The 23,224-nt window shown below is 67.8% G+C and carries 23 protein-coding genes and 1 tRNA gene; 9 read left to right on the top strand and 15 right to left on the bottom strand.

The window, feature by feature from the left end:
- Positions 1–38 precede the first annotated feature (38 nt).
- Entirely contained in the window at positions 39–1,235 is a 1,197-nt protein-coding gene (locus IRG63_RS04520; protein WP_168626015.1) for a glutamyl-tRNA reductase, read from the top strand.
- A gap of 3 nt (positions 1,236–1,238) precedes the next feature.
- Here IRG63_RS04520 and IRG63_RS04515 read toward each other — a convergent pair whose 3' ends face one another.
- From IRG63_RS04515 to IRG63_RS04485, 7 genes are all read right to left on the bottom strand, one after another.
- Positions 1,239–2,261 carry an NAD(P)/FAD-dependent oxidoreductase gene (locus IRG63_RS04515; protein ID WP_193509339.1) on the bottom strand — a complete coding sequence of 341 codons (1,023 nt, stop codon included), beginning with the start codon at positions 2,259–2,261 and terminating at the stop codon, positions 1,239–1,241.
- Positions 2,258–2,779, bottom strand: coding sequence for an isoprenylcysteine carboxyl methyltransferase family protein (locus tag IRG63_RS04510; RefSeq protein WP_193509338.1), 522 nt, complete (start codon positions 2,777–2,779; stop codon positions 2,258–2,260). The genes IRG63_RS04515 and IRG63_RS04510 overlap by 4 nt, the downstream gene beginning before the upstream one ends.
- Complete coding sequence (locus IRG63_RS04505) at positions 2,770–3,819, bottom strand: type III polyketide synthase (protein WP_193509337.1); 1,050 nt, start codon at positions 3,817–3,819, stop codon at positions 2,770–2,772. Before IRG63_RS04505 ends, IRG63_RS04510 begins: the two co-directional genes overlap by 10 nt.
- Before the next feature lie 56 nt (positions 3,820–3,875).
- Entirely contained in the window at positions 3,876–5,312 is a 1,437-nt protein-coding gene (locus IRG63_RS04500) for a lipase maturation factor family protein (protein ID WP_370566177.1), read from the bottom strand.
- Positions 5,313–5,335: 23 nt separating this feature from the next.
- On the bottom strand, positions 5,336–6,763 hold the full coding sequence (locus tag IRG63_RS04495) for an NAD(P)/FAD-dependent oxidoreductase (protein ID WP_168626011.1): 1,428 nt from the start codon (positions 6,761–6,763) through the stop codon (positions 5,336–5,338).
- A gap of 58 nt (positions 6,764–6,821) precedes the next feature.
- Positions 6,822–7,295 carry an SRPBCC family protein gene (locus IRG63_RS04490; protein WP_168626010.1) on the bottom strand — a complete coding sequence of 158 codons (474 nt, stop codon included), beginning with the start codon at positions 7,293–7,295 and terminating at the stop codon, positions 6,822–6,824.
- Positions 7,296–7,394: 99 nt separating this feature from the next.
- Positions 7,395–9,752 carry a hypothetical protein gene (locus IRG63_RS04485; protein ID WP_193509336.1) on the bottom strand — a complete coding sequence of 786 codons (2,358 nt, stop codon included), beginning with the start codon at positions 9,750–9,752 and terminating at the stop codon, positions 7,395–7,397.
- Positions 9,753–9,939: 187 nt separating this feature from the next.
- Between IRG63_RS04485 and IRG63_RS04480 the strand changes: the two genes are divergently transcribed.
- Entirely contained in the window at positions 9,940–10,308 is a 369-nt protein-coding gene (locus IRG63_RS04480; RefSeq protein ID WP_193509335.1) for an RNA-binding S4 domain-containing protein, read from the top strand.
- On the opposite strand, the gene IRG63_RS04475 is transcribed toward IRG63_RS04480, so the two are convergent.
- From IRG63_RS04475 to IRG63_RS04465, 3 genes are read right to left on the bottom strand one after another with little or no spacing between them, the layout of a single operon-like run.
- A complete protein-coding gene (locus IRG63_RS04475; RefSeq protein WP_193509334.1) occupies positions 10,305–12,512 on the bottom strand; it encodes a cation-translocating P-type ATPase in 2,208 nt (735 codons plus the stop codon). The genes IRG63_RS04480 and IRG63_RS04475 overlap by 4 nt on opposite strands.
- Complete coding sequence (locus IRG63_RS04470; protein ID WP_193509333.1) at positions 12,512–12,886, bottom strand: heavy-metal-associated domain-containing protein; 375 nt, start codon at positions 12,884–12,886, stop codon at positions 12,512–12,514. Before IRG63_RS04470 ends, IRG63_RS04475 begins: the two co-directional genes overlap by 1 nt.
- A gap of 33 nt (positions 12,887–12,919) precedes the next feature.
- Positions 12,920–13,204 carry a metal-sensitive transcriptional regulator gene (locus IRG63_RS04465; RefSeq protein WP_168626005.1) on the bottom strand — a complete coding sequence of 95 codons (285 nt, stop codon included), beginning with the start codon at positions 13,202–13,204 and terminating at the stop codon, positions 12,920–12,922.
- A 53-nt stretch (positions 13,205–13,257) separates the two neighbouring features.
- On the opposite strand from IRG63_RS04465, the gene IRG63_RS04460 reads away from it, so the two are divergent.
- Positions 13,258–15,405 (top strand): heavy metal translocating P-type ATPase, encoded by a 2,148-nt coding sequence (locus IRG63_RS04460; protein WP_193509332.1) that lies wholly within the window; start codon positions 13,258–13,260, stop codon positions 15,403–15,405.
- Here IRG63_RS04460 and IRG63_RS04455 read toward each other — a convergent pair.
- The gene (locus IRG63_RS04455; RefSeq protein WP_193509331.1) at positions 15,317–16,120 is read right to left on the bottom strand and encodes an alpha/beta fold hydrolase; all 804 of its coding nucleotides are present in this window, start codon (positions 16,118–16,120) and stop codon (positions 15,317–15,319) included. The two genes, IRG63_RS04460 and IRG63_RS04455, sit on opposite strands and share 89 nt — an antisense overlap.
- Positions 16,117–16,557, bottom strand: a complete 441-nt coding sequence (locus IRG63_RS04450) for a MarR family winged helix-turn-helix transcriptional regulator (RefSeq protein WP_193509330.1) — start codon at positions 16,555–16,557, stop codon at positions 16,117–16,119. The genes IRG63_RS04455 and IRG63_RS04450 overlap by 4 nt, the downstream gene beginning before the upstream one ends.
- Here IRG63_RS04450 and IRG63_RS04445 point away from each other — a divergent pair.
- Together IRG63_RS04445 and IRG63_RS04440 are read left to right on the top strand one after the other, a co-directional pair.
- Positions 16,483–17,184, top strand: coding sequence for a helix-turn-helix domain-containing protein (locus IRG63_RS04445; RefSeq protein WP_370566176.1), 702 nt, complete (start codon positions 16,483–16,485; stop codon positions 17,182–17,184). The genes IRG63_RS04450 and IRG63_RS04445 overlap by 75 nt on opposite strands.
- Positions 17,181–17,864 (top strand): hypothetical protein, encoded by a 684-nt coding sequence (locus IRG63_RS04440; protein WP_193509329.1) that lies wholly within the window; start codon positions 17,181–17,183, stop codon positions 17,862–17,864. Before IRG63_RS04445 ends, IRG63_RS04440 begins: the two co-directional genes overlap by 4 nt.
- 12 nt (positions 17,865–17,876) lie before the next feature.
- On the opposite strand, the gene IRG63_RS04435 is transcribed toward IRG63_RS04440, so the two are convergent.
- Positions 17,877–19,475, bottom strand: coding sequence for an FAD-dependent monooxygenase (locus tag IRG63_RS04435; protein WP_193509328.1), 1,599 nt, complete (start codon positions 19,473–19,475; stop codon positions 17,877–17,879).
- Between the two features lie 85 nt (positions 19,476–19,560).
- Between IRG63_RS04435 and IRG63_RS04430 the strand changes: the two genes are divergently transcribed.
- Entirely contained in the window at positions 19,561–20,316 is a 756-nt protein-coding gene (locus IRG63_RS04430) for a class I SAM-dependent methyltransferase (protein WP_370566175.1), read from the top strand.
- Positions 20,317–20,459: 143 nt separating this feature from the next.
- Positions 20,460–21,077 carry a hypothetical protein gene (locus IRG63_RS04425; RefSeq protein ID WP_193509326.1) on the top strand — a complete coding sequence of 206 codons (618 nt, stop codon included), beginning with the start codon at positions 20,460–20,462 and terminating at the stop codon, positions 21,075–21,077.
- 25 nt (positions 21,078–21,102) lie between these two features.
- Here the strand turns inward: IRG63_RS04425 and IRG63_RS04420 are convergent, their stop codons facing one another.
- Together IRG63_RS04420 and IRG63_RS04415 are read right to left on the bottom strand one after the other, a co-directional pair.
- On the bottom strand, positions 21,103–21,408 hold the full coding sequence (locus tag IRG63_RS04420) for a hypothetical protein (protein WP_193509325.1): 306 nt from the start codon (positions 21,406–21,408) through the stop codon (positions 21,103–21,105).
- Positions 21,409–21,794: 386 nt separating this feature from the next.
- A tRNA-Leu gene (locus IRG63_RS04415) sits at positions 21,795–21,881 on the bottom strand.
- 110 nt (positions 21,882–21,991) lie between these two features.
- Between IRG63_RS04415 and IRG63_RS04410 the strand changes: the two genes are divergently transcribed.
- Both IRG63_RS04410 and IRG63_RS04405 read left to right on the top strand, forming a co-directional pair.
- The gene (locus IRG63_RS04410; protein ID WP_193509324.1) at positions 21,992–22,705 is read left to right on the top strand and encodes a DUF3662 and FHA domain-containing protein; all 714 of its coding nucleotides are present in this window, start codon (positions 21,992–21,994) and stop codon (positions 22,703–22,705) included.
- Positions 22,702–23,220 (top strand): FHA domain-containing protein, encoded by a 519-nt coding sequence (locus IRG63_RS04405; protein ID WP_193509323.1) that lies wholly within the window; start codon positions 22,702–22,704, stop codon positions 23,218–23,220. The genes IRG63_RS04410 and IRG63_RS04405 overlap by 4 nt, the downstream gene beginning before the upstream one ends.
- Positions 23,221–23,224: the final 4 nt, after the last annotated feature.

Below are 23,224 nucleotides of genomic sequence, written 5' to 3'. Positions count from 1 at the left end.
AGCATAGGCTCGGGTAGCTGCGCTTACACTGGCTCACCGTGATCCATTGCGTCTCCGTCAGCCACCGCACGTCCGATTTCGATTTTCTCGAGTCGTTGACGACCAAGGCCGACAGCGCACTGGGCACGCTCGGCGGGCTCGCCGAGATCGACGGTGCCGTGGTGCTCTCCACCTGCAACCGGTTCGAGGTCTACGTCGACTCCGAGCATCCGGATGCGATTGCCGCGGTTGCCGACGCCACAGGTGTGGACGCGGATGAGCTCGCGAAGCACGCCACCACGGCCGCCGGCGAGGGCGCGGCACGGCACCTGTTCTCGGTCGCGGCCGGCCTCGAGTCGGTCGTCGTCGGCGAGGACGAGATCTCCGGCCAGGTCAGCCGGGCGCTGACGGCGGCGCGAGAGGCCGGGACGACGTCGTCTCGGCTCGAGAAGCTGTTCCAGGCCGCGGCGAAGACCAGCCGCGGGGTGAAGACCCGCACGGCGCTCGGCAGTTCCGGGCGCTCGCTCGTGCGGCTTGCGCTCGAGCTCGCCTCCAGCCGGTTCGCCGACTGGCGGAGCTTGCGCATCCTGATCGTCGGCACCGGACGATACGCCGCGACCACCGTCGCCGCCCTGCGCGAGCGAGGCGCATCCGACCTGTCGGTGTTCTCCCCGAGCGGGCGCGCGGCGACGTTCGCGTCCAAGTACTCGCTCGACCCGGTCACCGACCTGGAAGCGGCCATCGCCGACGCACAGCTCGTCATCACCTGCACGTCCTACGAGCATCCGGTGATCACCGAGCAGCACGTGAGCGAGGGAAATCGCCGCTTGTTCGTCGACCTCGGGATGCCGCGCAACATCAGCTCCGGGATCACCGCAGTGCCGCACGTCGAGCTGCTCGACCTCGAGACCATCAGCCTGCACGCGCCGCTCGAGGCGCTGACCGCGACGGCGGATGCCCGGGAGCTGGTCACCACGGCCGCGGCGCAGTTCACCGCAGACAGCACCGTCGCGCCGGCCGTCGTGGCCATGCGTGAGCACGTGCTCGACCTGCTCTCCACCGAGCTCGAGCAGCACAGCGCCAACCCCGAGATCGAGCGAGCGCTCCGCCACTTCGCCGGCGTGCTGCTGCACGGGCCGTCGGTGCGCGCCCGGGAGCTGGCGGAGGACGGCCGCGGTCACGAGTTCGTCGCGGGCATCGAGGCGGTGTTCGGCGCGAGAGCTGGGCATGAGCGTCCGGCTGCCGAGAGCGCGTGACCCTCAACGCGCCAGGCGCTCGACGATCGCTCCGTAGGTCCTGGGCAGGGAGTCGGCCAGCGGGACGATAGCGCGCCGCGCCGGTGAGGCGCCGAGCGCGACGAGACCCGAGGTGAGCATCCGGAAATCGCGCGTCGCGGTGCGCCACTCTCGTTCGTACGCCTGCGGGTCACCGGCGACGATGCAGCGCACCGCTGCTGCCACCTGTGCCAGCCCGACCCGGATGCCTTCGCCGGTCAGCGCATCGACGTAGCCGGATGCGTCGCCGGCGAGCAGCACGCGGCCGGCCGTGCGTGCGCGTGTCCGCTGGCGGAGCGGGCCGGCGCCGCGCAGGTCGCTCGAGTGCGGGGCGCCGTCGATGCGGTCTGCGAGAGCGGTGCTGACCGTGCGGTCGTAGTCGGTGCCGGGCGCGCCGAGCACGGCGATCCCGACGTTGTGGTCTCCCACCGGGGTGACGTAGACCTCGGCATCCTTGGTCCAGTGCACTTCGACGAAGTCGCTCCACGGTTCGATCGCGAAGTGCCGCCGGAGACCGAACCGGCGGCGACCGCGCGGAGGGCTCGCAAGCCCGACCAGGTCCCGCACGGTCGAGTGCAGTCCGTCGCACCCGATGAGCCAGTTCGCGCGTACCGCCTCGTCTCGCAGCACCACCGTGACGGATTCGTCATCCTGGCTGAGCAATCCGACCTTGCCCTCGATCCGTTCCACCCCCAGCTCGTCGGCGCGTCGGCTGAGCGCGTCATGCAGCACCGGGCGGCGGACACCGCGTGCGGTGCCGTGCGCGAACGGGTGGTCGGCACGGTGACCGTCACGCCGGTAGCTGATCCCGCGGATGTCTCGTCCCACCGGGTCGACGCCCAGCCGGTTCAGGGCACGCAGCGCACCCGGCATCAGCCCCTCCCCGCAGGCCTTGTCGATCGTGCCGTGACGCTGTTCGATGACCGCGACGTCGAGCCCGGCGAGGCGCGCCTCGATCGCGGCGGCCAACCCGATCGGGCCTCCACCGGCGACGAGCAGCTGGGTCATCTCGCCAGCGCACCCAACGCGCGCTCTTCGGTGGGGATGCGGAAGCCCAGCAGCAGCACAGCGTTGAGCACCGTGAAGGTGAGAGCAGTCAGCCACGCGGTGTGCACGAGCGGCAGCGCGAAGCCCTCCACGACGACCGCGAGATAGTTCGGATGCCTGAGCCACTTGTAGGGACCGGTCGCGACCAGGTGCAGGCCGGGAACGACGATTACACGCGTGTTCCACTGCCGTCCGAGCGCAGCAATGCACCAGTAGCGCAGCGCCTGGCTGAGGACGACGAGCACGAGCATCGGCCAGCCGAGTGCGGGGATGAACGGGCGGTCGAGCAGCACGGCTTCGGCGATGCATGCGGCGAGCAGCCCGGTGTGCAGCGCCACCATCCAGGGAAAGTGCTTCTGCCCGTACTCGATACCGCCGGCCGCGAACGCTCGTTCGGCATTGCGCTTCGAGATGACCAGTTCGACGAGCCGCTCGACACCGGTCGCGACAACCAGTGCGATGTACCAAATCACGGCCACTCCAGCAGCACGAGCTCGGCACCCACCCCTGGGCCGAGCGCGAACAACAGGCCCTTCGTCCCGGCAGGCTGTGCGCCGGCGTCGGCAAGCACGTGCAGCACGGAGGAGGATGACAGGTTGCCTACGCGCTCGAGCGAGTCCCAGCTGAGCGCGAGACGGTCGCGCGGCAACTCGAGCGCGCTCGCGAAGGCTTCGAGCACGCGCGGTCCGCCCGGGTGGGCGATCCAGCAGCCGATGTCCGAAACCGTCAGTTTATGCTCGGAAAGGAATGTGTCGACCCCGGCGCGGAAGTGCGTCGCGATGACGTCGGCGACGCCGGCGGTGAGCACGATCTCGAACCCGCTGTTTCGGATGTTCCAGCCGATGACGTCCAGCGAGTCGGGGTAGAAATCGCTGCGCGTTGCGACAATCCGCGCTGCCGCTGGAGACCCGATTGCGAGCTCGTCGCCGGTCAGGACAACCGCGGCGGCACCGTCGCCGAACAGCCCGGTGGCAACGAAGTTGGCCATCGATTCGTCCGAGCGCTGAAGGGTCAGCGAGCATAGTTCCACGCTGATCAGCAGTGCGACGTCGGCCGGATGCCCAATCAGGTAGTCATGCACGCGCGCCAGCCCGGACGCCCCGGCGACGCAGCCGAGCCCGAACGACGGGAGCCGCTTGACGTCCGGCCGGAATCCGAGTCGCGGCACCAACAACGCGTCGATCGACGGTGCGGCGAGACCGGTGACGGTGGTGAACAGGATGAAGTCGACATCGGTCGGCGCGAGTGCCGCCTGCGCGAGGGCGTCCCGCACCGCGCGCTCCGCGAGGTCTGTCGCGACCTCGATGTAGAGGTCGTTGGTCTCGCTGAACGAGCCCAAATCACGGTAGCTCTCGAGGGGCAAGGCGGTGTGCCGGGTTCCTATTCCGCTTGCGGCATGCATCCGTTCCATGGTCGAGCGGCGTGGAGACGGGATGAGCGCGGTCAGTTCGCGCGTGATCTGCTCCTGCGGGTACGCATACTCCGGCAGGACCGGTGAGACCGCCGCGATGCGCGTCATGGGCAGAAAGTAACACGCGTTGCTGGGGGAAGTGACGCGTTCAGGTTGCTCGTGGTCTAAGGAAGCTCGTGGTCCAGGGAGACGGGAGGGATGACTTCCCGGCGCTGCTCGCGGATCCAGCGCAGCCGCGTGCGGCGGAACTCCTGGCGGGTCGAGAACCGGTAGTGGTAGGTGAGCACTCTCACCCAGCGCGGTGGGGTGCCGTCGAACGGGTCGTGGCGAAGCATCCGGAGCGTGGGCCGGTCTGCTTCCAGCAGTTTGCCGAGGAACGCGTAGAACCACTCGGTGTGCACGCTGCCGAGCGGGAGGAACCACATCAGCCAGTCGAGCCGCAGGTGGTACGGCGCGAACTGCCTGGACAGCCGCGCGGTGTCGCCCGGCTTGCCCTTGAACTCGTACTCGCGCCAGTCGGCCTCGTCAGGCTGTTCGACGAGAGTGCCCTCGACGATGACCTCGATGCGACGCTTGGTGACGCTGCCAAACGCGCCGTAGGCGTTCACCAGCTGGAGCCGGTTGAAGCTCGCGTTCATCAGCTGGTTCCGCGACAGCAGGTTGCGAATGGGCCAGAAGCTGAGCACGAGCAGCAGCACGGTGACCAGGGCGACGACGACCAGCCACCAGGTGGGGCCGACCTCGCCCGCCTGCCAGTCGAGCGGGATGCCCGGGATCAGGGCGTGCCAGACAGAGTCGCTGATCAGCCCGAAGGCGAGCACGATGGTGATCCAGTTGAGCCAGGCGAAGTTGCCGGTGATGACGAGCCAGCCCTGGGTGAGAATGACGATGGCTGCGCCGATGCTCGCCACCGGCTGCGGCAGAAAGAGCAGGAACGGCACGACCAGCTGGGCGAAGTGGTTGCCGAGCACTTCCATCCGGTGCACCGGCTTCGGCAGCAGGTGCGCCTGCCTGCTGAACGGGTTCGGCATCGGCTGGGTCTCGTGGTGGTAGTACAGCGCGGTGAGGTCCCGCCAGGCACGGTCGCCGCGCAGCTTGATCATTCCTGCGCCGAATTCGAGCCGGAAGATCAGCCACGCGGTCAGCAGGATGATCGGCAGCGGGGGCGGCACCTGGTCGGAACCGAGGAACGCCGCCAGAAAGCCCGCCTCGAGCAGCAGCATCTCCCAGCCGAAGCCGTAGAAGGTCTGCCCGACGTTGACGATCGACATGTAGAGCAGCCACAGCCCCAGGAACACGAGCATCGGGAGCCACGGTGGTCCGAATTGCGGGAGGCCCACGACGACGGATGCGGCGAGCAGCATCCCGAGCACGCACACCGTGACCAGCAGGCGGTCCGAGTAGCGCCAGCGGAACAGCGTCGGGCCGCGCACGAACCGCTTGTGCTTCAGCAGTTCGGGGACCGGCAGCAGGCCGTGCTCGCCGAGCAGCACGCGGAACTGGTTCGCGCTGGACAGGAACGCGATGAGGTAGATGGCGGCCACCCCGCGTTGCAGGATCTGGCGTGCGAGTTCGTAGTCCGGAGCCCAGAACCAGTCCACGCGCACAGGGTACGCCGGGCGGCTCACACTTCGATACCGAAGTGCTCCTTCAGCGCGAGCCGCGCGGCGAACCAGCCGTTCATGCCGTGCACCGCCGGCCCGGGCGGGGTGGCTGCGGAGCACAGGTAGATGCCCTTCAGCGGGGTGCGCCAGGGTTTCGTGGACACCACCGGGCGCTTCACCAGCTGCCACAGGCTCACCGCACCGCCGTAGATATCGCCGCCGACGTTGCTGCGGTTGTACGCGGCCTGCTGCCTGGCGCTGCTGCTCGCGGTCGCCAGCACCAGGTCACGGAAGCCCGGCGCATAGCGCTCCACCTGTGCGGTGATCAGTTCGGTGGCGTCCAGGCTGGAGCCTGCCGGAACGTGCGTGTACGCCCACAGCACGTGCCGGCCCTTCGGCGCACGGGTCGGGTCGAGCACGCTCGGCTGGGTGACGAGCACGTACGGCCGTTCGGGCACACCGCCGCGGTGCACCAGATTCTCGGCTGCCGCGATCTCGTCTCGCGTGCCGCCGAGGTGCACGGTCGGCGCATGCGCGACATCCGGATTCGCCCAGGGCACCGGCCCGGCGAGCGCGAAGTCGACCTTCGCGACGCCCGACCCGTAGCGGTAGCGCCGCAACGCTCGCGCGTACCCTGCCGGCAGATTCCCCGTGAGCAGCAGCTTCACCGACGTGTCGAGCAGCGTGACCTTCGACGCCGGCAATTCGCGAAGCGTCCTGATGGTCTGCCCGGTCTCGACCACCCCGCCATGCGTGAGGAAGTCCTGCAGCAGCACATCGGCGATCGCCTGTGATCCGCCGATCGGAAAGCCCCAACCGCCGGCGTGCGCGTGGGTTGCCAGCAACAGTCCGGCGCCGGATGACGACAGCGACGGAGTCTGGCCCGCCGCATGTGCTGCGACCCCCGAGAACAGCGCGCGGGCCTCCTCGGTCTTCAACCTCGTGTTCCACAGGAGCCGGCTTCCCAGCCCGAGGCTGCGCGCACCGTATTGAAAGGCCGCGATCGGATCGTCCGGCCAGCGCAGCAACTGCGACCCGGTGAAGTCCACCACGCCGTCCAGCCGTCGCAGCAGCGGTTCGAACATCCGCTTCCACGCCCCGCCATCGCGACCGAGCTGGTCGGCTGTGCGATCCAAGTCACGCCAGGCCAGCGCTGCGCGGCCGCCGTCCAACGGATGCGCATACGACACATCCGGGATGACCCAGTTCACGCGATCCGGCAACCCGAACTCGCGGAAGAACGGCGACGCGAGCGCCGCCGGGTGCACCGCAGAACAGACATCGTGCCGAAAGCCGGGCAGCGTCAACTCCGCAGTGCGCACGCCGCCGCCGATGGTCGCTGCCGCCTCCAGCAGGCGAACCCGCAGGCCCGCGCGCGCCGACGTCACCGCCGCAGCCAGCCCGTTCGGGCCGCTGCCGACGACGGTGACGTCGAACGTCTCGCTCATGCGCCCAGTCTGTCACCGGCGCTCAGCCGGTCACCGCATCTGGGCGGTTCGGATGCCTCTAGCGCCCGGTCGCGTCGGGGTCGCGGTCGACCTCGCCACGCCACGCGCCGGTTTCGAACCCCTGCGACTCGATCAGTTCCTTGAACTTCTTCAGGTCACGACCGACCTGAATGTCGTCCATCTGCAGGATTTGCCCGACCTTCTCCACGAAGCCCTCCGGCTCCCAGTCCATCTTGACGCTCACGTGCGTCTCGGCATCATTCAGTCGGTGGAAGTCCACAACGCCGGCGTGACGCGGTTCGTCGACGCTCTTCCAGGCGATGCGGGTGTCGGGGATCTGCTCGGTGATGGTCGCGTCGAACTCGCGCTCGACACCAGCGACCTTGACCTTCCAGTGCGTGTGCGTCTCGTCGATCTGGCGTATCGATTCGACGCCGTCCATGAACCGCGGGAACTCCTCGAACTGGGTCCACTGGTTGTAGGCGACGCTAATTGGAACGTCGACGTCGATCTCGCTTTCGATGGTGCCCATACGTCTTCACCTCACTTGTCGGTTGGGTTCCGACGGTAGGTGAGCATCCCGAACGATGTCGGAGCGAGTACTGGCAACTCGCCCCGAATTCCGTCTATCTCAGTCGCGACAGGAGGCCTCGTCCTCGACGACGCGGCAGAACACGAGCGTCCACTCAAACTCGACCTCGGAGAGCGTTCCATTGCCCTCTCGAGCGCAGGTGAGCGACCCGTTGACTTCGATCTTCCGCTTCTCTGTGTCGAAGATGTCGTTAATCGAGGGCGTCTTGCCGCCCGATCGCTTCGGATTCGGGCACTGTTCGAGCGACGGCACGCCGGGCGGATCGCTCGGGAGCACGGAGCTGCCGCACTCCTGCCACAGGTCCCCACTGTGCATGAAGCCCGCGTTGCTCACGTAGAGTGTGCGCGGCGTCGGCACCGTGACCGCAAGTGTGCCCGCGTACTCGCGCACACCGCAGTCTGGTGGCGTCGGCTGGCCACCGCCACCGCCACCATCCCCGCAGTTGTTGCTGGGCGGAACCTCGTAGGGATCCGGCATAGTGCCGACACCCGGCTCGGAGTGCGATTTGTCGGTGCGGTAGTCGATCGGAAGCGTGAAGAACCGGACGCCATCCGGCGGTCCACCGACAGGGAAGAAGCCCGGACCATCCGTCTCGTAGAACACGACAGCCTGGTCGCCGAGATTGCCCTGTGGGTTGCTGAACAGTGTCGCGGTCACGGAAACGGCAGCGGAGGCGAACGACATCGTTGCCTGAGTCGACGAATTGTTCGCCCAACTCGCTGCGCACCCGCCGCCGGCGCCATAGCTGTTGTGGGCGGACCGCGTCGCCATGGTCCCGACCGCCGTTACTTCGAACTCGGCCGCCAGCGCCCAGTCACGCACGTCCGCGACGCCGTAATGCGTCAGCAGCTTCATCCGGCTCAGGATCTGCGGGATCGCAGTGAGCCCACCGCTCCCCGCTGCATCGAGGGCGTCCCACGGCAGCGACTGGAGATCCTTGCCGAGGTCGTTCTGGCCAAGATTGGAGACAGCACGCAGTCCGACCTCAATGTCGACCGCTTCCGCGGCTTCAGGAATCAAGTCCTCCTGTGGCGCTCCGGACAGTGTGAACGCCACCTTGCCGTCGTCACCCGTGGCACCGTTGGTGACCACCTTGGAGCCGCCGCGACCGTCACCGATCCGGAGAATGCTGGGGTCCTCGCTTGACAGGTCGACTTCGATGCCCGCCGCCGCACCAGACTCGATGTGCGGAAGCTCAAGCCCCAGAGGCCCCATGAAGAGGTTGATGCAGCGACGCAGATCCTCCCACTTCTCGGGATCGTAGGCGTAGGAAATGGTGAGTTCGCGGAGTTCGCCGGGTTGGGTGGTTTTCGTGCGAACCAGCGGGGCGCCCGCGAGCGAGAAGCTGGCCTCGAGCGCGGTGGCCCTGGCAATCAGGGATGCGAGCGCCAACAGCAAGCGCGCGATGCCGAGCTTGGTCTTCGCCCTCTCTCCGGCGTGCGGGCCGCCGCCTTCAGGCTGGTGCCATTGTGCCTCCAGCGTCTTATCGACGCCGAACGCACTCCCCTTGAAGACTTGGGGGATCATGCCTTCCGCCCACGGATCCCCTTGCAGGTCGCACGGGGCAGCGGCCGCTGCCTGGACGAAGGAAGCCGGCTCGATGGTCAACCCTGGAAGCGTCGAGCTGGCCCCGTCATCGGCCGCGGCGGTTTGCGCTCCTGACACAGCGAACTCGGCGCCGAGTCTCCTCAGCAGCAAGCCGACCTGTCCCCAGGTGAGTTCGACCTCCGCGGCGGCCCGCTCCGTGAAGGTCACCGGCTCGTGGAGGTAGCCGTGGTCGGAACTCAACGCCGCCATGACTGAACCGAAGTGGTCGTTCGCATTGCCTGCGGCGGCCTTCAAGGATTCGTAGAGCCATGTCGTGGTGTCGACACCCTCGAACTGGGGCGCGCCCTCGAGCGCGTAGGCAAGGTCGCCCAGTCGCATCCCGCCCTGGACGGCTCCGAGATAGGACTGGATGCGCAGTTCCCCGTCGGACATGGGCCAACCGAATCCGGTCTGCCCGTCCAATTCGAGCGGATGCCCGTCCGGTCCCGCCACGGCGACACCCGCAAGCACGAGCAGCGACTGCCAGGCCGCGACCGCCTGCGCTCCTCCGGCCTTTGTCAGGTTCGCCGCATCCTGCACGGCGGTCCCGTGCGCCATGATCGCATCCTGTGTCACGGCGAAGGCCGTCTGGTAGGCGATCATCTCCACGTTGAAGGCGTCCCACGCTGCGTTATCGCTCGGGTCCGTGGGGACGGCCGGAATCTCGGGCAACTGTGGCGCGGTCGGCAACGCGAGCGGGTCGGGAATCGGGCCGCGATAGAGACCGAGCTCGGCAGCCGCCTCATCCCGATCCCCGCTCCCGAAGACACAGCCGGTCAACGCCAGGGTCGCAGCAATCGCGACCGCCACTAGCCTGACGAAAGGCCTTCTTCCCCCCACAGCACACCCCACTCCGGCTGCAATCCGATACAGCGCCTCCGGAACGCTATTGGGTGGCGGGGCAGCCCACAATCAACTTTTGGCATCGATTCGGTAGCACTGGGGTGACAGCCTGGGTACCCCCAGGTCGTAGTCGCGCGGCACATAGGCTCTTTCCATGTCGGATTCAGCACGCGTGGATGCCTGGGTCTGGGCGGTGCGTCTGGCGAAGACTCGGTCGGCGGCGACCGCCGCCTGCCGGGCCGGGCACGTTCGTATCAACGGTGAGCGTGCCAAGGCGGCGCAGCCGGTGCGCGTCGGCGACGAAGTGCGCGTGCGTGGTGTCGGTTTCGAGCGCATCGTGAAGGTGCAGCGGATCATCGTGAAGCGCGTTTCTGCAGCTGTCGCCGCGGAGTGCATCGTCGACCTCACTCCGCCACCACCGCCGCGCGAGGAGCGACCGTTCGTGCCACAGCGCGACGCGGGGACGGGCCGGCCGACCAAGCGGGACCGGCGCGCCCTCGACCGCCTGCGCGGCCGCGACTAGCGGAACCGACGCAAGCGCAAGCTGTTGGTGACCACGAACACCGACGACAGCGCCATCGCAAGCCCCGCGAGCAACGGATTGAGCAAGCCCAGGATCGCCACCGGGATGGCGGCCGTGTTGTAGGCGAACGCCCAGAACAGGTTGCCCTTGATTGTGCCCAGGGTGCGCCGCGACAGCCTGATGGCGTCCGCGACGACCAGCAGGTCGCCGCTCATCACCGTCAGGTCGCTGGCGGCGATCGCGGCATCCGTGCCCGCACCCATCGCGATGCCCAGGTCAGCTGCGGCGAGCGCCGCGGCGTCGTTGACACCGTCGCCGACCATTGCGACGACCTTGCCGTCCGCCTGCAGCGACCGGATGGCGTCCAGCTTGCCGGCGGGAGTGACGCCCGCCCGCACGTCGGCGATTCCGACCTCGGATGCGACGGCGCGGGCCGCGCCGGCATTATCACCGGTCAAGAGCACCGGGGTGAGTCCGAGACCGCGGAAGGTGTCGATGGCCTGCCTGCTCGTCTCCTTCACGGTGTCGCCCACGACAAGGGCACCGCGGACGGCGCCGTCCCAGGCGATCACGACGGCCGTGCTCCCGGCGCTCTCCGCCGTCTCGATCGCCGCGGCCAGCGCATCCGGGATCACCAGTGCCCAGTCTTCGCGGAGCCAGCTGGCCCGACCGACGACCACGGCGTGCGCGTCAACCGTCGCGGTGACGCCGAGGCCGCGCTCGGATTCGAACGACTCGGCGACAGCCTTCTCGCCCTCCGCCGCAGCCACAATGGCTCGCGCGATCGGATGCTCTGAACCGTGTTCGGCTGCGGCAGCCAGCCGAAGCACCTCACCACGGTCTTCGCCGTCGGCGAGCAGGACTTCTCGCAGCGTCATCCGACCGCTCGTGACCGTGCCGGTCTTGTCGAGGACGATGGTGTCCACCTTCTTGGTCGACTCGAGCACCTGGGGTCCCCTGATCAGGATGCCCAACTGCGAGCCGCGGCCGGTGCCCACCAGGAGCGCGGTCGGCGTTGCAAGGCCGAGCGCGCACGGGCAGGCGATGATCAGGGTCGCGACGGCTGCGGTGAAGGCGGCCTCAACCGATCCGCCGACCAGCAGCCAGCCGATCAGGGTCAGCAGCGAGAGTCCGATGACGACCGGGACGAAGATCCCGGAGACCCGGTCGGCGAGGCGCTGGACCTCGGCCTTGCCGGTCTGCGCTTCTTCGACCAGACGCGCCATGCGGGCGAGTTCGGTGTCGGCGCCCACTCGAGTGGCCTCGACCACGAGGCGCCCGCCGACGTTGAGGGTCGAGCCGACGACACGCGAGTCGACAGTGACCTCGACCGGCACCGATTCGCCGGTGAGCATGCTGAGGTCGACCGCGGATGCCCCGTCGACCACGAGCCCGTCGGTGGCGATCTTCTCCCCCGGACGCACGACAAAACGGTCGCCGGGGACGAGCGTGCTCACCGGCACGCGGGCCTCAACACCGTCCCGCAGCACGTTGGCGTCCTTCGCGCCGAGCTCGAGCAGTGCGCGCAGCGCGGCGCCGGACTGCTTCTTGGTGCGCGCCTCGATGTAACGGCCGGCGAGGATGAACACGGTGACGGCCGCGGCCACCTCGAGGTAGAGCTCGCTCGCGCCGGATCCCGGTTCGGCGAACAGGCTGAAGGTCATGGTCATGCCGGGCATGCCGGCCGTTCCGAAGAACAGCGCGTACAGGGACCAGGCGAACGCCGCGAGCACGCCGACGCTGATCAACGTGTCCATGGTCGCGGCGCCGTGCCTGGCGTTCACGAAGGCCGCACGGTGGAACGGCCACGCGCCCCACACCGCGACCGGCGCCGCGAGCGTGAGGGTGAGCCACTGCCAGTTGGTGAACTGCAGGGCGGGGATCATCGACAGCAGCACGACCGGAATGGTCAGCACCGCTGAGATGATCAGGCGCTGCCGAAGCGGTGCCAGGTCATCGGATGCCGTTGGTACCGCATCCGGGATCGGCGGCGCGGGGACCGCAGCCGTGTACCCCGCCGCCTCGACGGTCGCGATGAGCTGCTCGGGGTCGACGCCGTCCGGGGCGAGCACCCGCGCCTTCTCGGTCGCGTAGTTCACCGTCGCCTCGACACCGGGCAGCTTGTTGAGCTTGCGCTCGATCCGGTTGGCGCACGACGCACAGGTCATGCCGCCGATGTCGAGCTCGACGTCGATTGCCGGCATCAGGCGTCCGCGAGCGAGTATCCCGCTTCGGTCACGGCGGCACGCAGGGCCTCGGCGTCGAGCGGCGACTGGCTGGCGACGGTGACCCTGGACACGCCCCCAGCGTTCAGCGACACCGAGACCGACTCGACGCCGGCCACCTCGCTGAGCTCCTCGGTGACGCTCGACACGCAGTGACCGCAGGTCATTCCGGTGACCGCGAGGTCGGTGGTGACGACGTTCGCGACCGGAGCGGCGCTCTGGTGCGAGTGGCCGTGCCCGTGACCGCCCTCGCCGTGGCCGCCGCAGGCACACATGCCGCCGCCGCAGCCGCATCCGGCGCTCGCTCTGGCGTGCTTGTCGGTCAGTCCGAGGTCTAGGCCGTGCTCGGTCATGGATTCTCCTTATATAGAGGTGGGTTGGGTGGGTCAGGAACGCACGAGCCGCGCGATAGCCGCGGATGCCTCGGTGAGCTTCTGCTCGGCGACCGGGCCGCCTTCGCGGGTCGCCTCCGCGACGCAGTGGCTCAGGTGATCGTCCAGGAGTTCGAGCGCGACGGTCTCCAGCGCCTTGGTCGCCGCTGAGATCTGGGTCAGGATGTCGATGCAGTACTCGTCGTTCTCGACCATGCGCTGCACGCCGCGGACCTGGCCCTCGGCGCGACGCAATCGCTTGAGCAGTGCATCCTTGTCGTCGACGTAGCCGTGTGCCATTGCGTCCCTCCGTTCGGTTGAATGATACCCCCCTGGGGTATAGCGTTGTCAACATGAGCCACGAGCACGAGCATGCGGGACACGAGAGCGCAGGACATGGGCAGGTAGCGCACGAGCACCTGGGCGATCACGCAGCGCATGCCGGACACGAAGGTCACGACGCCCACGCAGGACACGACCCCCACGCTGGCCACGGCGACCACGGCGACCACGTCGGGCAGTTCCGCCGGCTGTTCTGGATCATGCTCGTCATCGCGATCCCGGTGGTGGCGTTCAGTCCGATGTTCGCGTCCATCCTTGGCTACGCCCTGCCGGACTCCCCGGTCTTCGCCTGGATCTCCCCCATTCTCGGCACCGTCATGTACCTGTGGGGTGGCCGGCCGTTCCTGACCGGCGCGGTCAGTGAACTCAGGTCCCGCCGGCCGGGCATGATGCTGCTCATCGGGCTCGCCATCACCGTCGCGTTCATCGCGTCGTGGGGCGCGACTCTTGGCCTGCTCGATCACGAACTCGACTTCTGGTGGGAGCTGGCCCTCCTCATCGTCATCATGCTGCTCGGGCACTGGATCGAGATGCGTTCGCTCGCGCAGACCTCCTCGGCTCTCGAGAGCCTGGCCGCGCTGCTGCCGGATGAGGCCGAGCGCCTCGACGGCGACGAGGTCACCGTCGTCACGCCCTCGGACCTGCGCGTCGGCGACCTCGTGATGGTGCGGCCAGGTGGGCGGGTTCCCGCCGACGGGCAGGTCGTCGACGGCACCGCCGACATGGACGAATCGATGATCACCGGCGAATCCCGCGCGGTCAGTCGAGGCCCCGGCGACCACGTCGTGGCCGGCACGGTTTCCACCGACACGGCCCTGCGCATCCGGGTCTCCGCGATCGGCGACGACACCGCACTCGCCGGCATCCAGCGGCTGGTCGCGGACGCGCAGAACTCCACCTCGCGCGCGCAGCGCATCGCCGACAAGGCGGCCGCGCTGCTGTTCTGGTTCGCGCTCGGAGCCGGCATCATCACCGCGATCGTGTGGACGATGCTCGGCCTGCCGGATGAGGCGGTCGTCCGCACCATCACCGTGCTCGTCATCGCCTGCCCGCACGCACTCGGCCTGGCCATCCCGCTCGTGGTGTCGATCGCGACCGAGCGCGCGGCGAAGGGCGGCGTGCTCATCAAGGACCGGCTCGCGCTCGAGAGCATGCGCATGGTCGACACCGTGCTGTTCGACAAGACCGGCACACTCACCAAGGGCGAACCCGCGGTGACGGATATCGCGGCGACGGCCGGCAGGTCGGACGACGAGGTCATCGCGCTGGCCGCAGCGGTCGAGGCAGCCAGTGAGCATCCGCTCGCCCGCGCGATAGTGAATGCCGCCGCCGAGCGTGGCCTGGCGGTGCCGCGCGCAACCGGCTTCCAGTCCGCGCCCGCCGAGGGCGTGGTCGGTGTCGTCGACGGACGACGCGTCAGCGTGGGCGGCCCGCACATGCTGAGCACACTGAACCTCGACGCGCACGGCACGGGTGAGGAGTGGAGCGACCGCGGCGCCACCGTGCTGCACGTTGTCGAGGACGGCGAGATCATCGGCGTGCTCGCCCTTGCCGACGAGGTGCGCGCGGAATCCCGCCAGGCGGTCGACGCACTGCACAAGCTCGGCGCCCAAGTGGTGATGATCACCGGAGACGCCGCCGAGGTCGCCCACGCGGTTGCCGCAGAACTCGGCATCGATCGGGTCTTCGCCGGCGTACGGCCAGAGCATAAGGCCGCCAAGGTCAGCGAGCTGCAGGCCGAAGGGCGCAAGGTCGCGATGGTCGGTGATGGCGTCAACGACGCTCCCGCGCTCGCCCAAGCCGACGTCGGCATCGCCATCGGCGCGGGAACGGATGTCGCGATCGCGTCGGCTGGGGTCATCCTGGCCAGCGACGACCCGCGCTCGGTCCTCTCGGTGATCACGCTGTCGCGCGCGAGCTATCGCAAGATGAAGCAGAACCTTTGGTGGGCGGCCGGCTACAACCTGATCTCCGTGCCGCTCGCGGCCGGCGTGCTGGCGCCGATCGGCTTCGTGCTGCCGATGTCGGTCGGGGCGATCCTGATGTCGGCCTCAACCGTGGTGGTCGCGCTCAACGCCCAGTTGCTGCGCCGACTGGACCTGGCTCCAGACCGCCTGCCAGTGAACGAGAAGTCAGCCACTCCCGTACCGCAGCGTTGAACAACGGCACATCCTCGATGTTCCACTGATGGTGCAGGCCGGGCGCGATCGCCGTTCGGGCGTTCGGCAGGATCTCGGCGAGCAACCGCAGCGAGTCGCGGCTGATGAACGCCGCATCCTTCCCGCCCGCGATGGCGACCAGCGGCGCGGAGACCGCGGTGAGCGCATCCGGTGACACGCCGCGGGTCACTTCGGCGAGCACGCGCTGTGCCGTCTGCTTGCGGATGCCGGCACCGGTCTTCACGAACAGGTCGAGATCCTCGCCGGCCAATCCGTAGCTGCGGCCGGTGGCATTCCAGTAGCCAGGGCTGTTCCAGAGGGTGAGCAGCGCGCGGCCGCCCCAGACGAGGGCACGCCCCGGTTTGGCGATGTTGGCGCTGGCCAGAAACAGGGTGGTCACCCGCTCCGGATGCCGCCTGGCCAGCTCCAGCGCCACACTCGAGCCGAGCGACAGCCCGACGATGTGCGCCGTGCCGCCTGCCGCGCGGCGCTCGATCAGCCTGGCCACGTGGTCGGCGCTGTCGGCGAGGCTGAGCCACTCGCGGTCGTTGTTGTCGCCATAGCCGGGCAGGTCCGGCACCAGCAGGTGGTGGTCGTCGAACGCGGGCACCTGCTCGCCCCACATCCACCCGGCGGTGTTCGAGGAGTGCAGGAACACGATGGTCTCGGCCGCATCTGGGTTGAACTCGCGAGTGGCGAGAAGATCCTTGCTCATGAGTTTCCTCCGATAGCGACCGGCAGCGCATTCGCTATGAGCCGATCGAGTTGTGCCGCCAGCACGGCCTCATCGACGCCGTCCTCGACGCCGTCCTGGTGGGCGGTCAGGCCGACCCAGGCGGCGTCGACCAGAGCCGTGCCGCGTTCGGTGAGGGTGACCAGTTTGGCGCGCGCATCTGCGGGGTGCTGGCGCACCGCGAGCAACCCGTCGGCGACCAACGGGGCGATCCGCTGGGTGACCGACGCGCGCGAGACGCCCAGGTTGTCGGCGATGCGGGTCTGGGTGGGCTCGCCGATCACGCGCACGATGAGCAGCGGCAGGAACTGCGAGTAGCGGATACCGTGCTCGCGCTGCAGGTAATGGTCAGCGATGCGGTCGAGCAGGGCGGTGGCGCGGTGCAACTTGAAGACCGTGCTGTCGGTAATGTCCGTCATATTGTTAAGTACTTAACCATATCCCCCGACCGAGGGCAAGTGGAAGTTCACCTGTTCTCAGATGTGATAATGTTCTTGATCGTGAGAACATCTAGAGCCGACGCGGTGCTGCACCCACAACGCATGGCCATCCTCCGCGCCCTCGCGACTGGGCCGAAGACGACAAAGCAGCTCGGCGAGGTCCTGCCCGACATCCCGCAGGCCACGCTGTACCGCCACCTGCCGGTCCTGCTCGACGCGGGCGTGCTCCGCATCGATGCAGAGCAGCCGGTGCGCGGCGTCACCGAGCGCACCTACGCCCTCGCCGACAGCGCCATCCTGAGCGCGGAGGACCTTGCAACCGCCAGCCGAGACGACCACTTCCGGTACTTCGGCACGTTCGTCGGCGGCCTGCTGGGCGAGTACGCACGGTACCTGGAGCAGCCGGCGATCGATCTCGTCGCCGACGGCGTCGGCTATCGGGAACACGTCCTCAACCTGACGGATGCCGAGCTGCGCGAGCTGCTCGCCGACGTCCGCGGGCTCATCGCTGCACGAATCGACAACCAGCCCACCACAAACCGCAAGCCGCGGCTCATCGCGACCGCGAGCATCCCGCTGCACCGAACCACAGGAGACAACGAATGACCACCGACCTTGACCCCGCTGTCGCGATCCGCGCGCGCAACAATGCGCTCGCGCTGCTGCCGGCCCCGTTCATCGCGGTGGGCCTACTGCTGCTGACCGTGGGCGCACCGCTATGGGTGCCGCTCGGACTGGGTGCAGCGGGCTGGATGCTCGCCCTCATCCTGCGGCAACCGGTCGCCCTGATCGCGAACGCGACAACAACGCAGAAGCGTGCCGCGACCATCGTCGGCTGGTTCTCCGGGCCGGCCGAAGAACTCGTGCGACTCGCCCTCGTGCTCCTGTTCCTGCGCACAGCCACCGACGCCCTGTGGGCCGGATTCGGCTGGGCAACGATCGAGGTCGTCATCGTCGCGATCAACGCGCTGGCCATTTCGAGCCTGTTGAAGAAGGACGACGCCAAGTCCCGCGAGGCACGCCAGCTGCTGTCCGAGCAGGGCATGATCGTCCCGGAAAGCCCCGGCTGGGGTCTGCTCGAGCGCCTGGCCGCGATCGCAATGCACATCGGCCTGACCCTGATGCTCTTTGCGAACCCGTGGCTCGTGCTCGTGACGCTGCCGCTGCACTCGGTCACGAACATGATGATGGTGCGCTTCGCGAAGACGAAGCTGGCCCTCGCCGAGCTGGGCTTCACCGCCGTCAGCGCCGCCATCCTGCTGATCGGGATCGTGCTGAACTTCTGAACCGTCGGATGCTCAGATCTGGCGGAGCCGCAGCGCCTCGGCCAAGTAGTCGCGCAGTCCGTCGAGGTCGTCCCCGGCGGCCCGGTATCCGACATGCAGGTCGGGGCGCACGAGCAGCTGCGCAGGCTTGTTCGGGTCGAGGCGAAGCCGTTTGAAGGTCTCGTCGGTGCCGATGAGGGAGCCCTGCTTACCGGCCTCGGTGAGAATGCGGAAGCGCACCGCGCCGCCCCAATGACTCGATTCGTGGGCCAAACTGTTGTCCCACACCTCGGCCGGCCCGCACAGCAGTACCGTGAGGACAGGCTCCGCCAGCGCCCGATGCAGACTGATGACTGTCCCGTCAACCGTCACCGCGGCATCCGGGAGCCGCTCACCCGCACGCGGACCGTGGGCGTTCAGGCCGCTCACCGACAGCGGGCTCTTCGAATAGGCGGTGCGCAACTCGCCGATCGTCTGGAACGCGAACGAGCGCACGATCTTCAACCGGAAGATCTTGGGCGCGACCCGCGGCGCGATGTTGCTGCGGACGAATTTGACCAGTCCCCGCGCGCTCATGGCGGCCCGGAACGCCCGGTTGGTCAGCTGAATCACCTGGCGGGCCACGGGCCGCCGCTCCCGGTCGTAGCTCGTGAGCAGCCCGGACCGGGCGCGATCCGAGCAGACGAGGGCAAGCTTCCATCCGAGGTTGATCGCGTCCTGAACGCCGATGTTCATGCCCTGTCCACCGGCCGGGCTGTGGATGTGGGCTGCGTCACCGGCGACGAACACGCGGCGCTGCTGGAATCGGGCGGCGTAACGGCTGTTGACGACGAACCGGGACAGCCACACCGGGTCGCGGACGGTGATCGGCAGCGGAGTGTGCTCGCGCACCGCCCGCTGCAGCGAGTCGAGCGAGAGCTCGCTTTCGTCATCCGGCAGCCGCAGGATGATCCGCCAGGTAGCGGGCGCCTGGAGCGGAAAGAAGAACATCACGCCGCGATCGGATAGGAAGGCGTGGATGCGGGACGAATCGACGCCGTCGGCTTCCACGTCGGCGAGCGCGAACGTCTCGGGAAAGGACTCGCCCTCAAAGCGGAGCCCTGCCAGTCGCCGCGTCGCACTGTGGGCACCGTCGCAGCCGACGAGGAATCGCGCGTGAACCGTTTCCGTGCCGCTCTCGGAGCGGAGGATCGCGCGCACGGCACCCTTGTTCTGGCCGAGCGCGATGAGTTCGGTCGAGCGTTCAACCCTCACGCCTTCGGCGGCGATCCGTTCGGTGAGCAGCTCCTCGGTCCTCGCCTGCGACAGGAAGAGGATGAAGGGGTACTCGGTGTCGGTGCTGGCGTCGCCGAACAGGTTCACTTCTGCCTCGCGGCGGCCAGAGTGCATCGTGACGCTCGTGGCTGAATAGCCGTTCGCGATCAAGCCGTCGGTGACGCCGCTTGGTCTCAGGACCTCCAGCGTGCGGGGCTGGATCGCCAGAGCGCGCGACTCCCGAACGCCGGCGAGTTCCTTGTCGATGATCCGGTAGGAGACTCCCCAGCGCGTGAGTTCTGTGGCGAGGGCAAGGCCCGTCGGGCCGGCGCCCACAATCAGGACATCGACGTCGTATCCGTTCGACCGGATCGCCATTCGGTCACTCTAAGTCAACGCCGTTGGAGGTAACAGGGTGACATGTTGTGGGCACTTCCCACCGGGCGCTGGAAAGATGACGAAAGTGAACGGTGCTGAAGATGGCGGCTGGTCTGCGGTCGCACAGGAGTGGTCGGAACTGTGGGGCGCCCTCGCCGATCCGGTGACCTCGGCGATCATCGAGCAGACGGGTGTGGTTGCCGGCACGCGGGTGCTGGATGTCGGATGCGGCAGCGGCGAGTTCCTGGCCAAGCTGGAGTCGTTGGGGGCTCGCGTGACCGGCATCGATCCGGCCCACGAGATGGTGCGGCTGGCTCGCGCAGCGGCGCCCACTGGCGAGGTGGTGATCGGGGGGTTCGAGCACCTGCCGTGGTCGGATGCGTCGTTCGATGTGGTGACGGCGATCAACGCGCTGCAGTTCGCCGACGACGCGCACGATGCGCTCGCGCAGGCGGCTCGAGTCTGTGTGCCGGGCGGTTTCATCGCGATCGCCAACTGGGCGGATGGCGCACTCAACGCACTGAATGCGCTCGAGTCGGCGGTGGCCGAAGCCGCGGGCGAGGAGGTGCAGCCGGACGGTGACTACCGGCGAGCCGGCGGGCTGGAAGCCCTGCTGTCGGAGGCAGGCCTCGAGGTGACCGCCTCGTCCCTGGTGGAGACGCCGTGGGAGGTCGCCGACGAGTCCGCTCTCATCCGGGGCGTGCTGCTCGGCGAGGATCAGGACACCATTGCCGAGTACGCCCATACGGTGCTGGCTGCGGCGGAGCAGTTCCGCACACCGGATGGCGGCTACCGGTTGGTGAACGCGTTCCGTTACGCGGTCGCCCGTACGGCGTCCTAGTCGTTCCGGGGAAAGCGCGCCCGTTCCGGACAACCGCGCCCCGTGCGCCGGTCGCTTGTGACCGCAAACCCTGCGGATGTCCGCAACCGCCGCTGGCGGAATTAATCTCGCATTGGCGCACAGTGACCTGAGAGACTGGGCCGGTGCACGAGAAGGCAATGCTCGGTGAAGGCGGGACTTTGCGCGCTCTTCCAGAGCCCACTCGGGCAACCACCGCCATCACAGTGCTTGTCACTGCGGGCATCACCATGTGCTGGCTTGCCCTCTGCGCCGCACAATCGTGGGGAATGGGCCTATTCGTTGTCGACATGCTCGACTGTGCGGACCTGACACGAACCCCTACGTCAGCACGCATCACGCTGGCTCTGTGTTCCGTCGGGGCGCTTATTCTCGCGGGATTTGGCGGCGCGATCGTCAACGTCAGTGCCCGGTTTGCCTTGAAGCATCGCGCCCTTGAAGTGCCGATCGCGTTCTTGGTACTAATGGGCCTCCTTGTTGTGTGGCCCATTTCGGCGTTCATATTCGGCTGGTGGTCTGAATCCGCCGATGACTCCGATCTGCTTCGCGGGTATGTCCTAACCGGTTCCATTGCTCTGCCCCAACTCGCCGCCGCGCTTTCGCTCCTGGCCGCGTACTTCTGGTCGCCACAGGCAAAGAGTCGGAACCTTGCGGTGCTCTGGCCGTTGGCCGCGTGGAGCGGCACTGTTGTCGCTTACCTCGCCGTGATGGCCGCAGTTCAAATCCCACATTGTGTTTTCTGAGCGTGGCCGGGGAATCCACGCTTGGCTATCCGCCCGTTTCTGAAAGCACACGGATCGCGGTCTGGTTCAGGTCGCAGGCCTTCGAAAGCGAGGTGCGCGCCTGCCTGAATTCCAGAGAGTCTTCAAGCCCGGGCAACCCAGCCGAGGACTCCGCCGCCAACGCCAACGCTGTGACCATGCTTTCGGTCTCCGTGCGAAGACCGCGTTCCGTAACGGGAAACGTGCCTTGGAGCTCGAAGATGAGACCGGCCATGGCTGCCGCCGCCGAGTACTCCGCCTCGTTGAACGTCCCGTCATGCAGGCGGCCGCGGGCATTGTGGAGAACGGTCATAGCGCCTCCAACTGCAGTGCACGTTGCGGCAACCGCCGGATCTGGCGAGTCTCCGGCGGGCGATGCGGACGCGGACGGGTCTGGCAACACCGCAACCTCCTGCGGCGCGCATCCAGCAAGCGCAATCACGAGACACACACCGACCAGGCTGGGTTTGAACGATTGTCGAATCCTCATTGGGGGACCGTATCGCTCGCAGACAAGTCTTTCCACCATTTACTGAAGTGCACTCATGGCGCAGTTCCGCAGAGGGGTCCTTCCGGACAACCGCGGCAGGTGCGCCGGGCGCGGATGTCCGGAAACGCTGCGGGTGTCCGCAGCGGGCGCGGGGCCCGAACCGCGGAAACGGAAAAGGCCACCGGAAACCCGATGACCTTTTACCTGGATGGTGCGCGAGGGGGGACTTGAACCCCCATGCCCTCACGGGCACACGGACCTGAACCGTGCGCGTCTGCCAATTTCGCCACTCGCGCAGACTAAGCGAGATTACCATAGCCGAGGCCTCGAAAACGCGGCCGTCGGGCGGCCGTCAACGCTCAGCGACTAACATCGTCACAGGTACGCGAGGTCGAGAGGAAGACCGTTGGGGCTACTGGACAACTTTGAGAAAGGTCTTGAGCGCGTCGTCGGCGGCGCGTTCGCGAAGACCTTCAAGAGCGGTCTGCAGCCGATCGAGATCACTGCGGCACTCCGCCGCGAACTCGACACGAAGGCTGCAGTCGTTGCACGTGACCGCATCCTGGTACCGAACAAATTCCAGGTGCGACTCTCACCGGCCGACCACTCCCGGATGACCGGGCTCGGCCCCGCGCTCACCGACGAGCTGACTGGGCTCGTGCAGACGCACGCCACCGCGCAGCACTACCAGTTCGCCGGCGGCATCATGATCGACCTGGTCGAAGACTCCAGCCTGAGCGAAGGCATGATCCAGGTCGACTCGCAGAACGTGCAGGGCGAGGTCGTGTGGACCCCGGTGCTCGACATCAACGGCAAGCGCCACGCGATCACCCAGTCCCGCACGATCATCGGCCGCGGCAGCGAAGCGGACATCACCGTCAATGACACCGGAATCTCCCGCAAGCACGTCGAGATCCTGTGGGACGGATCGCGTGGCGAAGTCCGTGACCTGGGCTCCACGAACGGCACTCAACTCAACGGATCGCCGGTCACCGCCTCGCCGCTGCCCCCGGACTCCGTGATTTCGATCGGCAGAACCCGTATCGTTTTCCGGGTGCTTGCCCAATCCGCGACAGCCGACCCGTTCGATCGTGGCGATCGCCCGGGGGGCAGCCGTTGAGTGACCTGACGCTGCTGGTCTTACGGATCGGGTTCCTCCTGCTCCTGTGGGTGTTCGTCTTCGCCATCGTCTACGCTCTGCGCACCGACCTGTTCGGGCAGAAGGTGCGCCGGATGCCCGCGGAGTCCCAGCCCGCCGCGTCACCGTTCCCGGCCGCAGCACCGGTAGCATCCGCGCCCCAGCCCACACCGGCACCGGCACCAGCAGCCCAAGCCGGATCCAATTCGGCGAAGCGGCTGGTGATCACCTCAGGCGCCAAGGAGGGACTCGAAATCGCCCTCTCCGACCAGCCGCTCACCATCGGCCGCTCGAGCGAGAGCGGGCTGGTCATCCGGGACGACTACACCTCGACCCACCACGCCCGGCTCATGCTGTGGGGAGACGACTGGGTCATCCAGGACCTCGACTCCACCAACGGCACCTACCTGGCCGGCCAGCGCGTCACCGTGCCGACGCCGGTCCCGCTCAACACTCCGGTGAAGATCGGCACCACCAGCTTCGAACTGCGGCGGTAACTGG

The sequence above is a fragment of the Cryobacterium sp. BB736 genome (assembly GCF_014980265.1).
Lineage (GTDB): Bacteria > Actinomycetota > Actinomycetes > Actinomycetales > Microbacteriaceae > Terrimesophilobacter.
Note: the sequence above shows the minus strand (reverse complement) of the source record. Positions and strands in the feature narration are given on the sequence as shown.